General features: G+C 35.4%; 12 protein-coding genes. 9 read left to right on the top strand and 3 right to left on the bottom strand.

Going from position 1 to position 13,244, the window contains the following annotated elements:
* Positions 1-16: 16 nt before the first annotated feature.
* Genes ZPR_RS21745 through ZPR_RS21755 form a run of 3 tightly spaced genes read left to right on the top strand, consistent with a single transcriptional unit; the run spans position 17 to position 1,318 of the window.
* Positions 17-349 carry a hypothetical protein gene (locus ZPR_RS21745; RefSeq protein ID WP_041579364.1) on the top strand — a complete coding sequence of 111 codons (333 nt, stop codon included), beginning with the start codon at positions 17-19 and terminating at the stop codon, positions 347-349.
* A gap of 1 nt (position 350) precedes the next feature.
* Positions 351-815 (top strand): OsmC family protein, encoded by a 465-nt coding sequence (locus ZPR_RS21750; protein WP_013073951.1) that lies wholly within the window; start codon positions 351-353, stop codon positions 813-815.
* Between the two features lie 2 nt (positions 816-817).
* Positions 818-1,318, top strand: a complete 501-nt coding sequence (locus ZPR_RS21755) for a hypothetical protein (protein WP_013073952.1) — start codon at positions 818-820, stop codon at positions 1,316-1,318.
* A 143-nt stretch (positions 1,319-1,461) separates the two neighbouring features.
* Here the strand turns inward: ZPR_RS21755 and ZPR_RS21760 are convergent, their stop codons facing one another.
* Positions 1,462-2,397, bottom strand: coding sequence for a C1 family peptidase (locus ZPR_RS21760; protein WP_041579366.1), 936 nt, complete (start codon positions 2,395-2,397; stop codon positions 1,462-1,464).
* Between the two features lie 188 nt (positions 2,398-2,585).
* Here ZPR_RS21760 and ZPR_RS21765 point away from each other — a divergent pair, with 188 nt between their 5' ends.
* Both ZPR_RS21765 and ZPR_RS21770 read left to right on the top strand, forming a co-directional pair.
* Entirely contained in the window at positions 2,586-3,020 is a 435-nt protein-coding gene (locus ZPR_RS21765; RefSeq protein ID WP_013073954.1) for a DUF4174 domain-containing protein, read from the top strand.
* 491 nt (positions 3,021-3,511) lie between these two features.
* Positions 3,512-3,862 carry a hypothetical protein gene (locus tag ZPR_RS21770; protein ID WP_013073955.1) on the top strand — a complete coding sequence of 117 codons (351 nt, stop codon included), beginning with the start codon at positions 3,512-3,514 and terminating at the stop codon, positions 3,860-3,862.
* Here ZPR_RS21770 and ZPR_RS21775 read toward each other — a convergent pair.
* Positions 3,859-4,326, bottom strand: a complete 468-nt coding sequence (locus ZPR_RS21775; protein WP_013073956.1) for a CBS domain-containing protein — start codon at positions 4,324-4,326, stop codon at positions 3,859-3,861. The genes ZPR_RS21770 and ZPR_RS21775 overlap by 4 nt on opposite strands.
* A 129-nt stretch (positions 4,327-4,455) precedes the next feature.
* Here ZPR_RS21775 and ZPR_RS21780 point away from each other — a divergent pair, with 129 nt between their 5' ends.
* Positions 4,456-6,771: a M20/M25/M40 family metallo-hydrolase gene (locus ZPR_RS21780; RefSeq protein WP_013073957.1), complete on the top strand. Its 2,316-nt coding sequence runs from the start codon at positions 4,456-4,458 to the stop codon at positions 6,769-6,771.
* Positions 6,772-7,076: 305 nt separating this feature from the next.
* A complete protein-coding gene (locus ZPR_RS21785) occupies positions 7,077-7,877 on the top strand; it encodes an NAD(P)H-binding protein (protein ID WP_013073958.1) in 801 nt (266 codons plus the stop codon).
* 165 nt (positions 7,878-8,042) lie between these two features.
* On the opposite strand, the gene mfd is transcribed toward ZPR_RS21785, so the two are convergent.
* Positions 8,043-11,423, bottom strand: coding sequence for a transcription-repair coupling factor (gene mfd / locus ZPR_RS21790; protein WP_013073959.1), 3,381 nt, complete (start codon positions 11,421-11,423; stop codon positions 8,043-8,045).
* A 259-nt stretch (positions 11,424-11,682) separates the two neighbouring features.
* Here mfd and ZPR_RS21795 point away from each other — a divergent pair, with 259 nt between their 5' ends.
* Both ZPR_RS21795 and ZPR_RS21800 read left to right on the top strand, forming a co-directional pair.
* Entirely contained in the window at positions 11,683-12,081 is a 399-nt protein-coding gene (locus ZPR_RS21795) for a DoxX family protein (protein WP_013073960.1), read from the top strand.
* Positions 12,082-12,202: 121 nt separating this feature from the next.
* Positions 12,203-12,982 carry an SDR family NAD(P)-dependent oxidoreductase gene (locus ZPR_RS21800; RefSeq protein WP_013073961.1) on the top strand — a complete coding sequence of 260 codons (780 nt, stop codon included), beginning with the start codon at positions 12,203-12,205 and terminating at the stop codon, positions 12,980-12,982.
* Positions 12,983-13,244: the final 262 nt, after the last annotated feature.

The following is a 13,244-nucleotide window of genomic DNA, read 5'->3' on the forward strand; positions in this document are numbered from 1 at the left end:
GACTAAGTTTAGTGAAATGAGTAAACTCAAAATCGCGGCTGGTTTTTCGCTGGCAGTAGCCTATATTATATTATTTTTTTACGTATTGTTGGACAGGAATGGTTCTGAACCTAAAGATTATATGTTATATATTTTTTGGTTTTTCGGAATTCTAAATGCAGGCACTAATATTTATTATGCAATTGAAAAGTCTATTAATAAATGGGTTACGATCCTATTTGTAATTACCTCGATAATCTGGATATTCCCATTTCTTCTAATCACTTATTTTGGTATTCCTTTCTTAATTATATACTTATTTATTGGCATTTACATTCAACTAAACCAAGTGACCAAAATTAACTCCTAAAATGAAAACTCATAACTACTCTATTAACCTCAACTGGACGGGAAACACAGGTGTTGGAACCAAAACTTATAAAGAATACGATAGGGATTATACATTTCAGGCAAAAGATAAAGCTTTAATAAAAGGCTCTTCCGATCCGTCTTTTTTAGGCAATCCCGAATTTTATAATCCAGAAGAACTTCTTCTTAGTTCTATCGCTTCCTGCCATATGCTTTGGTATCTTCATCTTTGCGCCAGCAACAATATTATTGTATTAGATTACAAAGATCAGCCTGAAGCTAGTATGATCGAAAATAAGGATGGTAGTGGGAAGTTTACCAAAGTTACTCTTTATCCTGAAATTACTTTAACGGATAAAAACATGCTTAAAAAAGCTGAAAAGCTCCATAAAGAAGCTAATAAATTCTGTTTTATCGCAAATTCATGTAACTTTCCCATTCATCATCAGGCAACTTATCATTTTTGAATATGGAAATAAAAGTCATCAATCAACGTAAATTTCAGCTTCTCGAAAATCACAAAATTATTTTAGAGCTTTACTATCCAAAATGGTGGTCTAATAATGCTGAAATTCGATACTTGGGAAAACGATTTGAAATTAGAGCAAAAGGTTTTTGGCAAACTAATTTTATAATTACCGAAAATCATCGTGAAATAGGATCGATTAAATTGAATTGGAACCAGAATTCAACTATAATTCTAAAAACAAAAGAACACAAAAAGCTAACCTATCATTTATCACAAGAGAGCATGTGGCATTCTAAGTTTGTGGTAAAAGCTAACGAAAGTCCAGTGCTGAAAATTCATGCTAAAAGCAATTGGAAAAAATTTTATCCAGATTTGCTATTGAATATCGAAAACGATCAGAAAACTAACGATTATAAATTGCTCATCGCTATAAGTGTTTATTTAATCAATAACCGTTTAAAATCTGCCGCTGCAGGAGCTTCTATTGCAGCCGTTTCATAATACAAAATCAAAAGGCTAATTATGACAATTTCAGCTTAAATTATTTTAGAAAAAGTCAAGAAATGTAAACCGGAAAACTTTTTTAAAATTTAGAGGCAAATCCTAGTAGCCGTTATCCTCTTTTGGTTTTGTATACAAAAAAATCAAATCTCAGCTACATCATCATAAGCGATGTAAGCTTTATTGATCACTCTAAAATTAGCGCTCTCATCGTTTACATTTTCGAAAGCAGCATAATCGATCCATACAAATCCATCTGAGCCCCAATTCTCTCCCCAGGAGTTTACTACCTTAAACGCATTATATTCATCTGAAAATCCAACCACCAGCATCGCATGGCAATCGCCATTTTCATAATCTACCACATGCTCGCGATAGGCCGTTAGCCCAAAACGATCTATCTTTCCAAATTCTGAAGATAAATACGCTCCAATAACAATAGGTTGTTGCCGCGTGATCAAAACCTTCATTTCGGCAAGCATATTTTCACCACTTAAACTCTTAAAATCTGAAATCCTGGCTGCGGCTGCCTGTGCTATTTGTGTTTCATTTGGTTGATCTGAACATCCGCTATCGTCGTAAGGGAAAAGTTCTAAAGAGCAAACACCAACTTCCTGTACAAGATCTAAAGTTTCTGCAATACTGGTGCCACCACAGTCCCCCATGGTTAATTGATTATAAGTAAAGGAAGGACTAAATGTTGTGGCTAAAGAATAAGATGCTCCACTTTCCTTCATCTCTTGATAAGATTTTAAATAATAGCTTACCGCCCATGAAGAACACGATCCCAACTGTCCCTGATCGCCAACTGGCGGTAAAAATTCAGAAAGATCGTATTCACCAGGCAAATCTTCAGGGATAGCGAGATTTTCTAAAATAGAATGCTCACCGGTAGAGTAATCTCCGGTTCCCTTACATTTCAGGCCTGTAGCAAATACCTCCCCTTCGTTTGTAACAAACTGGTTATCGTCTATTGGATCTGGCGTTTTTTCCTGCCTTGGCAGATTATCGTCCAGATCCTGATAACAGGAGGTTAATAATATTGGCACTACAAATATTAGTAATCTTAGATTTCTCATAAGCTTAAATTTGAGGAATAGAATAATTTGAGAATCACCTCATATCCTTGCGAACCGCTGTAACAAGTTTGGTTAGCTTCGTTAAATAAAATGAAATTCGGGGAAAATCATTTCTAAAATTAGTTAAATAACACACTCTTTAACAACTAATTAAAACTAGTCGATAATAATCATTTCTATTTTTAGCCATGAAATTTTTAGCAATCACAATTTTAAGTATTATGGCTTTAGGAAATATGAACGCACAGGATAATGATTCTTACCTTTGGGAGAACCGATTAGTCTTAATGCTTACCAATTCTATAGAAAATAGCGATTTTAAAGAACAGCTGGGCGAGTTTAGAAATAAAGAAGAAGAATTGGAAGATCGTAAAATTGTGGTGTATCAGGTCACTCCAAAAAAATATGCTACCGGAATTAGTGATACTCCCGACTGGAATAAAGGAGATAATTTCTACGAAAAGTTCAAAAAATCAAATACACCTTTCGAAATTATATTAATAGGTCTGGATGGAGGTACAAAAATGCGAAAAAAAGAGTTTATACCTGCCGATGAAATTTTTGAAAAAATTGATAGTATGCCGTTAAGAAGAGCAGAACTTAATGCACTCAAAAAATCCTGAAGTATTCCGTATAAAAATTTTATGTAAATTTAAAGAATCCGAAAATTTAACTATCCACAGGCTTAAATGTATTTGACTGTTTGGTAATTGGTATAGCAAAAAACAATATCTCAACTAATCATTTAAAATATATAAGAAGGTGGCAGTACGGGAGATAAATTATAAGCGGTTATAATAAAATAAACTGACTTATCCCCAAATAGCAAAAAGTAGAAATTAATTCTCCCCAATCTACTTTAGAGATAGAATAATTAACACGTTAATGTGTAGAAATTATTTAATTTCTTTGATTGCCTAACGACAATTATTGCTAAAACTAATTACTGATATTTATTAAATATAAGAATCAGTATGCTGTAGACAGAATTCACAAATCTAACTCCAAGCTACAGGATAATTTTTAGTAGAAAAATAAAATTTAAATGCTGTATTTTAAAAATTTAGCATCAAGCATTTGATTTTTAATTGATTAAATTTATGTCGATAAAAAAATGGATAAGTACTGTTTAGAATGTGGAGAAAAGCTGATTGGTAGAGTAGATAAAAAATTTTGCAGCGATTATTGCAGGAATTCATATCACAATAAGCTTAATAAAGATACCAAAAATTTAATGCGCAATATTAACAACATACTGCGTAAAAATTATAGAATACTGGAGAAACTCAATCCCGAAGAAAAAACAAAAACCAGCAAAACAAAATTGCTGGCTGAAGGTTTTAATTTTCAATATTTTACCAGTACCTACACCACTCAGGCGGGGAAAACGTATTATTTTATTTATAATCAGGGGTATTTACCTTTAGAAAATGAGGAGTTTTATGCACTGGTAAAACGAAACTAGCAATGCCAGTTTTGTGCCCTCAATTTTAATGCGGCACAAAGTATATCTTTTCTGCTTATCATTCCGATTAACTTTCCATTTTCCACTACCGGAAAACGTCGATAACTATTGTTATAGAACAATTGTGCACAATCAAAAATACTTAGGTTCTTATGAATCACAGCCACATCAGTGCTCATATAATTTTCTATTTTCATATCGCCAATGGGCATATTGAAATATCGGCTTTCTGAGATCTGTTTCATACAATCTGCATCAGAGATGATTCCAACCAGTTCGTAACGATCGTTTACGACCGGCGCACCAGAAATTTTATTTTTGAGCAATGCCTCCATTACCTCTGCGACATACTGATCTCTTTTAAAAGTGATTAATGAGCTTGTCATATAATCCTCTACCATAATTGGTGCGCTCTCTATTTTTACCGGAGCCGCACGCCTTCCCTGAAAACTTTTAATTCCCATAATTGTAAGATTTTGATTACTAACTACTTAAATATAATAAATTTTAATATCTTTTTAAAGTCTTCCGATTTATCTGGTTAGTTTTTAGAAGTATAGTATCTTTAATTTTCTGAAATTAAATGCCAATTAATGTCTAAAAATCTTCAAGCTCTCATTGCTTTACTACTTATAAGTTTTTACTGCTGGTTAAGTTACTATAGTCTTAAACCTTCGGGAATTCCTGAAGAAATTTCAGAAAATGAATTTTCTGTAGGCAAAGCTTTTCAACATGTAGAGAAAATTGGCGACTCGCCTCATTATTTAGGAAGTGCGGCACATAGTTCTGTAAGAAATTATATCGTTAACGAGCTCCAAAAACTAGGCTTAGAAGTACAAACCCAGGAGGATTTCGTGCTAAATGATGCCGCAATTCTTAGCCGACCACAAAATATTTTAACCCGAATCAAAGGGAGTGGAAACGGAGACGCACTCGTTTTAATGACACATTATGACAGTCAGCCACATTCTTCACACGGCGCCAGTGATGCCGGAAGCGGTGTTGCTACTATCCTTGAAGGTTTAAGAGCATTTATAGCTGAAGGGAATCCCCCTAAAAATGATCTTATCGTATTATTTACCGATGCGGAAGAAATCGGGCTTATGGGAGCCGAATTATTTGTAAGACAACCCTCCTGGGCAAAAGATGCAAGACTAGCCTTAAATTTTGAAGCCCGTGGTAGCGGTGGGAGTTCTTTTATGCTGTTAGAAACCAACGCAGGAAACGCTAAACTTATCAAAGCTTTTAAAGAAGCCCACGTTCCATATCCTACCACAAATTCTTTAGCTTACAGTGTTTATAAATTATTACCCAACGACACCGATCTTACGGTCCTAAGGGAGTCTGGAAATATCAACGGATTCAATTTTGCATTTATCGGTGATCATTTCGACTATCATACCGCTAACGACATTCCTGAAAACCTGGATTTAGAAACGCTGGCTCATCAGGGTGATTATCTAATGCCACTACTCCATTATTTCCAGGATGCAGATCTAAATCTGTTAAATTCAGACAACGATCTATTATATTTTAATCTTCCTTTTGGTCAATTTGTAACGTATCCTTTTGGTTGGATTATGCCTATGCTCATCCTGGCATTTATATTATTTTTCACTGTTGTAGGATATGGGATTTTTAAAAAGAAACTTAGTGTTAAGGCTATATTCAAAGGTTTTGTCCCTTATTTTTTAAGCCTGATTATTGGTGGACTTTTGGTATTTGGACTTTGGAAGTTTTGTCTTTACATCTACCCTGAATACTCTGAAATGCTGCATGGCTTTACCTACAATGGCTATAGTTATATTACTGCGGCCGTGTTATTGAGTTTGACCGTTGCCTTTTTTGTTTACCATAAATTTTATAATGAAGATAAAACCGCTTCTCAATTTGTAGCGTCCTTATTTTTATGGATACTCATCTGTGCTTTACTTGCTGTGGGTTTAAAAGGCGCTGCTTATTTTATAATTCCGGCTTATTTTGGTTTTATACAGTTGCTTTTAATGATGCATAAAAAGCAGCCTAATATTATCCTGAACACGATTTTAAGCTTACCGGCTTTATTCATTCTGTTTCCATTTATCCAGATGTTTCCGGTAGCTTTGGGTTTAAAAATGCTATTCCTTGCAGGTATTTTAAGTATCTTGTTATTTACGCTGTTTTTACCTGTTTTTGGCTATTTCGCCAAAAAAGATCTCCTCGCAGTATTGTTGTTCTTAGGCTTTAATGCCTTTATGTTTTATGCACATTTCACATCAGAATTTACTGCAGAAAGGCCAAAACCTAATAGCCTGGTGTATTTGTATGATGCTGATGAGGATAAAGCGAACTGGTACTCATATGATGAAATGCCCGATGAATGGACCAGAAAATATTTTGGAGAAGACCCGGTAATTTTAACGAATGCAGAAACAAAATTTAGCAGTAAGTATAACTCGGGTTTTACCTGGAGAAGCGATGCTCCAAAAATTGATATAAAATCACCAGAAATCATTCTTCAAAAAATTGATAGTTCCAATAACGAATTTCAATATTCGTTGAAAATTGCACCAAATCGTGACGCTAAAAGAATAGAGATTTATACGGAAAATATCACCGATTTTAATGATTTTAAAGTTAACGGATTACAAGCTGAAAACGTTAAATTGGGAGAAGAATCCTTTAATATGTTTACACGCCGATGGAAGAATCGCTTACTTAGCTATTATATTTCCAGTAAAGATACGCTTAGAATGAATTTCAGTTTAGATAAAACAAAGTCGGCCGAATTTATTTTATATGAATCCAGCTACGATCTTTTGGAAAATAAAGAGTTAGATGTTTCAAGGCGATCTGAAACGATGATCCCAAAACCATTTATTTTAAATGATGCAGTGATTTATAAGAAGAGGATTATGCTGAATCAATAGGCAATCGCAGTAAGCAGTTTTAAAATTAAAAACATTGACTGCTGAAAGCTTTACTTTAAAACGTAAGATAAGATACAAGATAAATTGAATTAAAAATGGCCTACCAAAAATTGACGTAAAAATTTGAAGTGAAAAATCCGTAAAATTTCAGGCTGTCTTAGGCGTAGTCGAGTTCCTGAAATTTAGGATTCGATCGATAAATTTCAGACAATTTTTATAAGCCTAGACTTTCCTGCCCGTCCGGCAGGCGGGTTTGTTTCTTTTTCAGTAATAGAAAAAGAAAATAGATAAAAATCTAAATAAATATGCAAATTTCAATATTAGGATGTGGTTGGTTAGGATTACCATTGGCCAAGAAACTGGTATACGATGGATATTCTCTAAAAGGATCAACCACCACACAACATAAAATGCACAAGCTTTCTGCAGAAGGCATTACTCCTTATCATTTAGAACTTTATGAAAGCGGAGTGCAGGGAGATATTCAATCTTTTTTGTCAGGCTCTGATATTCTTCTTATTGATATCCCGCCAGGATTACGAAAAAACCCTGAAATTAATTTCACTAAAAAGATCACTAATATTATTTCAAATATTGAATATTCAGGTATTAAAAAATTAATTTTTACAAGTTCTACCAGTGTTTATGAAGATCAGGAGGAATTCCCGGAATATACTGAAAACTCTAAACCTAATGGAACATCTGAAGCGGCAAAACAGCTGATAAACTGTGAAAATGCTTTGCAAAACAACCCTAATTTTAAAACGACCATCCTAAGGTTTGGTGGCTTAATAAGCGACGATAGGCACCCTATTACGATGCTTTCGGGTAGGACTGACATAAAAAATGGAGAAGCTCCTGTTAATTTAATTCGACGTGATGATTGTATCTCCTTAATTGCTACAATCCTCAAAAATGATGAATTTGGAACGGTATTTAACGCGGCGTATCCCGAGCATCCTAAAAAATCTGAATACTATACCAAAGAAGCAAAATCTAGAAATATAAAAGCCCCAGAATACGACAAAAATCGCCCTTCTAAAGGAAAAATAATTTCTTCAGTAAATTTGGATAAAATTGGGTTTGAGTTTAAATATGAGATTTAATGATTTTAGATGTTAGACCTTAGATATAAGATAAAAAACCTCACAGGTTTATCCCGTATAGCTATCGGGACTGTGAGGTTTGATACAACTTTCTTTATTTTTTTAAATTTCTCGCCTTAAGTCATTTCGACCGTAGCGGAAAAATCTCAATAAAATCCTTTCATTCTAAGCTTCTTCCACTTCTTCCTTCTTCTTTCTAAAATCTAAGGGTTGTAATACTTTTAGTGCTTTTTCTATCGAAGTTATCTTATCGAAGGTTAAGAGCAAACGCAGGCCATTTCTGGTTTTCTTTTCTTTCATCTTACAAGTTGTAGGATGCGACTGTACGTACTGCAATACTTTGGTAAAATTAGCTGTTTGGTAGAAACGCGATTGCTGATCGGCAATAAAATAGCCTATCAGTTTATTCTGCTTCATAATAATGCGTTCTAAGCCTATTTTAGAAGCGATCCACTTAATACGAACACTATTTAATAAATCGACGGCAGAAACCGGTAATTCGCCAAAACGATCGATTAATTCGGTTTCAAACTTTTCTAATTCTTCTTCGGTTTTTAATTCGTTCAGCTTGGTATATAAATTCAAACGCTCGGCGATGTTATTGATATAATCATCCGGGAATAGAATTTCAAAATCAGTATCGATCTGTGTTTCCTTCACAAAATCTTTATCTTCAATATCTTCTTCGTTATACAGCTCTTTAAATTCATTTTCCTTCAGCTCTTCAATAGCTTCCGCTAAAATCTTCTGATAGGTATCAAAACCAATTTCATTGATAAATCCGCTTTGTTCCCCGCCTAATAAATCTCCGGCACCACGAATTTCCAAATCTTTCATCGCGATATTGAATCCGCTTCCCAATTCAGAAAATTGCTCTAGAGCCGTCATTCGTTTACGCGCTTCTTCGGTCATTGCCGAATAAGGTGGCGTGATAAAATAACAGAAGGCTTTTTTATTGCTTCGTCCTACCCGACCTCGCATTTGGTGAAGATCAGACAGTCCGAAATTATTGGCGTTATTAATAAAAATAGTGTTGGCATTGGTCACATCCAATCCACTTTCAATAATCGTGGTAGAAACCAGCACATCAAATTCGCCATTAATAAAACTCAGCATTAATTTCTCCAGCTTCTTCCCTTCCATTTGTCCGTGACCAATGCCTACTTTCGCATCGGGCACCAAACGCTGAATCATGCCGGCAACTTCTTTGATGTTTTCAATGCGGTTATGAATGAAGAACACCTGTCCGCCTCGCTGAATTTCATATAACACCGCATCCCGAATGGTTTCTTCAGAAAAACGAATCACATTCGATTCGATTGGATATCGGTTAGGTGGCGGAGTGGTAATGGTCGATAAATCTCTTGCCGCCATCAAACTAAACTGAAGCGTACGCGGAATTGGGGTTGCCGTGAGTGTCAATGTATCGACATTTTCTTTGATGGTCTTCAGCTTATCTTTTACCGCTACTCCAAACTTTTGTTCTTCATCAACAATCAGCAGTCCAAGATCTTTAAATTTAACCGCCTTGTTTACTAATTGATGTGTTCCAATGATAATATCTACGCGACCGCTTTCCAGATCGGCTAGCGTTTCTCGGCGTTCTTTGGCGGTTCTAAATCTATTTAAGTAATCGACTGTTACGGGTAAATCTTTTAAACGCTCCGAAAAAGTTTGATGATGCTGAAAGGCCAAAATCGTCGTGGGCACTAAAACCGCAACTTGCTTCCCATTATCTACCGCTTTAAAGGCAGCGCGAATGGCTACTTCGGTCTTCCCAAAACCAACATCCCCACAAACCAATCGGTCCATTGGGCGTTCGTTTTCCATATCTTTTTTAACCGCTTCGGTCGCTGTACTTTGGTCTGGTGTATCTTCATAAATAAAAGAAGCTTCCAGTTCGTGTTGCAAATAAGAATCGGGACCGTACGCAAAACCTTTTTGCAAGCGGCGTTTCGCATATAATTCAATTAAATTATAGGCGATATGTTTTACGCGGGCTTTGGTCTTTTTCTTCAGGTTTTTCCAAGCATTACTACCTAACTTGAAGATTTTAGGTTCTTTCCCGTCTTTGCCGTTATATTTCGAGATTTTATGTAGGGAATGAATACTTAAATACAGGATATCGCGCTCTCCATAAATCAGTTTAATGGCTTCCTGTTTTTTGCCTTCTACATCTATTTTTTGCAATCCGCCAAACTTCCCAATTCCGTGATCAATGTGGGTTACATAATCACCTACGGTAAGGTTGGTCAATTCTTTTAGGGTAATTGCCTGCTTTTTGGCGTAGCCATTTTTAAGGCTGAATTTATGGTAACGCTCAAAAATTTGATGATCGGTATAACAAACATTTTTTGCCTGTTCATCAATAAATCCTTGAAATAAGGAAAGGACTACCGTTTTATACTTTACCTCTTTTTCCTGATCTTTAAAAATATCGTGGAAACGTTTGGCTTGCTGCTCGCTTCCGCAGAAAATATAATTGTTATATCCTTTTTCTTGATTTTCGATTAAATTGGCAATCAATAAATCGAATTGTTTGTTGAAGGAAGGTTGCGGCGTTACAAAGAAAACAATCTCTTTTTTCGGGTTTAGCAACGGATAATTGCTTAATTCTACCACCGAAAAATCAAGGATTTGTTTATGAATTAAGGAAGAGGTACAAAAAAGTGCTGCAGGTTCACTTTGCTTTATTTCTCCGGAAAGTTTTTGGAAAGCTTCTTCTGCCTTCTCAAAAAGTTTATCCATTTGCGCTGAAAAAAGATCGAGATTTTTAACGAATATCAAGGTATTTTCAGCGATATATTTTAAAAAGCTTTCTCTTACTTCATCGAGGTGTTTATTCTCGACATTGGGCATAATAGAAATCTTGTTCACCTTATCGGTAGAAAGTTGGGTTTCTACATCAAAACTCCTGATGCTATCTACCTCATCCCCAAAAAATTCGATTCGGTACGGCTCGTCATTACTAAAAGAAAATACATCAATAATCCCTCCTCGTACTGAAAATTCGCCGGGTTCTGTAACAAAATCTACTCGTTTGAACTTGTATTCAAACAAAACTTCATTTACAAAATCGATAGAAAGTTCGTCGTTCACTTTAATCTTCAGTGTACTTCTATCAAGTTCTTTTCGGGTAACTACTTTTTCAAAAAGCGCATCGGGATAAGTAACAATCACCGCCGGTTTCTTGCGCGAATTGATTCGGTTTAAGACCTCGGCACGCAAAAGCACATTGGCATTATCGGTTTCTTCAATTTGATAAGGCCTACGGTAACTGCCAGGATAGAACAACACATTATCCTCTCCGATTAACTGCTCCAAATCATTTAAGTGATATGCAGCCTCCTCTTTATCATTCAGAATTAATAAAAAAGGACGTTTGGCTTCTTTAAAAGCATTGGCCACCACAAAAGAAAGGGATGAGCCAATAAGACCTTTTAAATGAATTTTATCGGTGTTTTTTTCTGAAACGGCAATAGCGTCCCGCAATTCCTGCTGTTGCGGGGATTGTGCAAAACTTTGGGCGATAGTAGATGTACTCATTGGCGCAAAGATAATTGCAAAAGAAAAGCTTCACAACTGACTATGATATTTTTAACGTTGCTTTTAAAGTCATAAGTATTGCGTAGTTATTATGTCGTCAATATCTCTATTTTTTTCTCTATAGTCTATGTTACTATCTGATTCCTAAAAATAAAGCGATCTCAATCTCACTGCTAAATACAAACAAGATTGCAGTTTAATTTTACCATTTCCCTAACAAGCATTGCATTTCAAAATACTTAATTTCAAAAAAAAATCAATGTCTAACCACCAACTCGCTTTTCTATTAGCCAGGATTACTTTGGGAATCAATCTTTTCCTGCACGGATTTGTTCGAATCCCCAAACTGGAAGTCTTTGTAAACGGACTCACACAGGGTTTTGAAGGCACTATGCTTCCGCTCGTATTAGTAACAATCGTGGCCTACGCTATTCCTTTTATTGAGGTAGTACTGGGGATTTTTATTCTCTTAGGTATATATAGTAAAAAAGCACTGGCTGCCGCAGCTATTTTTATAATGCTACTCATTACCGGTTGTGCCTTTAAGGAAGATTGGAGCGCAATTGGTACACAAATGCTTTACGCGTTATTCATATTTTTTCTTTTGAAGAATCTGGAATATGAAGTTTGGACAGTGAAGAAGAGTAGGAATGATTAGTTAGAATTGAGTATTGAGATATGAGACGAGAGAATTTAGAGAAAAGATAGTACACTGACTAATTACTTGTCTATCATCTAAACTCTAAAAGCGAAATGGTCTAAAATCTAAAAACAAAAAAATGGATTATCAGCTAAAAGACAAAAAAGTATTTATTTCAGGATCAACTAAAGGCATTGGGCTGGCTACTGCGAAAACCCTGGCCAAAGAAGGTGCTGAAGTCGTCATTAACGGGCGATCACAAGAAAGTATGGAACAAGCGATCTCAAGCATTACTAGCGAAATCAACAGTGCTAAAATCTCTGGAATTGCCTGCGATTTTTCGAAAAAAGATCAAGTAGATAGCCTCATTGAAAAACTTGGCAAAGTCGATATTCTTATCAATAATGTGGGCATTTTTAATCCGAAAGACTTTTTTGAAATTCCCGATGAAGAATGGAAAGATTTTTATGAAGTAAATGTACTTAGTGGCGTTCGACTTTCGAAAGCTTTACTCCCAAAAATGTTAGCGCAAGATTGGGGAAGAATCATCTTTATTTCCAGTGAAAGTGGGTTGAACATTCCGGTAGAAATGATTCATTATGGAATGACCAAAACCGCACAACTTTCCATTTCTAGAGGAATTGCCGAAATTACCAAAGGCACTAATGTCACCGTCAATAGTGTTTTACCCGGCCCAACCTATTCTGAAGGCGTAAAAGATATGGTAGATGCCGAAAATAATGACAAAAAGGAAATAGAAAATGAGTTTTTTGAAACTCAGCGCCCCAGTTCATTAATCCAACGCTTTGCAGATCCGCAGGAAGTCGCCAATATGATTGCTTATGTTGCAAGTCCACTTTCCTCTGCAACCAATGGAGCAAGTTTACGGGTTGATGGCGGAGTGGTGAAGTATATTTAAGTAGTAATTGGTAATAAGAATTAGGTAGAGAGACAAGAGAAAATAGAGCATAGGTTATAGACTAAGAAATTTTGAAACAAGAATCAGGAACCAAGACAATGTTTAAATTGGCGTATCGAAAGCTTATCGTAAAATTTGAAATTAAGATAGCGTAAAATTTTAGGCTGTTTGAGCGAAGCGAGTTCCTAAAATTTAGCCATCGAATGATAAATTTAGATAAGTGTTCGTAAACCTAGATTTTTTTGTTTCTTTTTATTGCATC

The sequence above is a fragment of the Zunongwangia profunda SM-A87 genome (assembly GCF_000023465.1).
Classification (GTDB): domain Bacteria; phylum Bacteroidota; class Bacteroidia; order Flavobacteriales; family Flavobacteriaceae; genus Zunongwangia; species Zunongwangia profunda.

Bases quoted from the DNA above. Each gene is read 5' to 3' on its own strand.
- ZPR_RS21745 (WP_041579364.1), top strand. From the start codon at position 17: ATGAGTAAACTCAAAATCGCGGCTGGTTTTTCGCTGGCAGTAGCCTAT.
- ZPR_RS21750 (WP_013073951.1), top strand. From the start codon at position 351: ATGAAAACTCATAACTACTCTATTAACCTCAACTGGACGGGAAACACA.
- ZPR_RS21755 (WP_013073952.1), top strand. From the start codon at position 818: ATGGAAATAAAAGTCATCAATCAACGTAAATTTCAGCTTCTCGAAAAT.
- ZPR_RS21760 (WP_041579366.1), bottom strand. From the start codon at position 2,397: ATGAGAAATCTAAGATTACTAATATTTGTAGTGCCAATATTATTAACC.
- ZPR_RS21765 (WP_013073954.1), top strand. From the start codon at position 2,586: ATGAAATTTTTAGCAATCACAATTTTAAGTATTATGGCTTTAGGAAAT.
- ZPR_RS21770 (WP_013073955.1), top strand. From the start codon at position 3,512: ATGGATAAGTACTGTTTAGAATGTGGAGAAAAGCTGATTGGTAGAGTA.
- ZPR_RS21775 (WP_013073956.1), bottom strand. From the start codon at position 4,326: ATGGGAATTAAAAGTTTTCAGGGAAGGCGTGCGGCTCCGGTAAAAATA.
- ZPR_RS21780 (WP_013073957.1), top strand. From the start codon at position 4,456: ATGTCTAAAAATCTTCAAGCTCTCATTGCTTTACTACTTATAAGTTTT.
- ZPR_RS21785 (WP_013073958.1), top strand. From the start codon at position 7,077: ATGCAAATTTCAATATTAGGATGTGGTTGGTTAGGATTACCATTGGCC.
- mfd (WP_013073959.1), bottom strand. From the start codon at position 11,423: ATGAGTACATCTACTATCGCCCAAAGTTTTGCACAATCCCCGCAACAG.
- ZPR_RS21795 (WP_013073960.1), top strand. From the start codon at position 11,683: ATGTCTAACCACCAACTCGCTTTTCTATTAGCCAGGATTACTTTGGGA.
- ZPR_RS21800 (WP_013073961.1), top strand. From the start codon at position 12,203: ATGGATTATCAGCTAAAAGACAAAAAAGTATTTATTTCAGGATCAACT.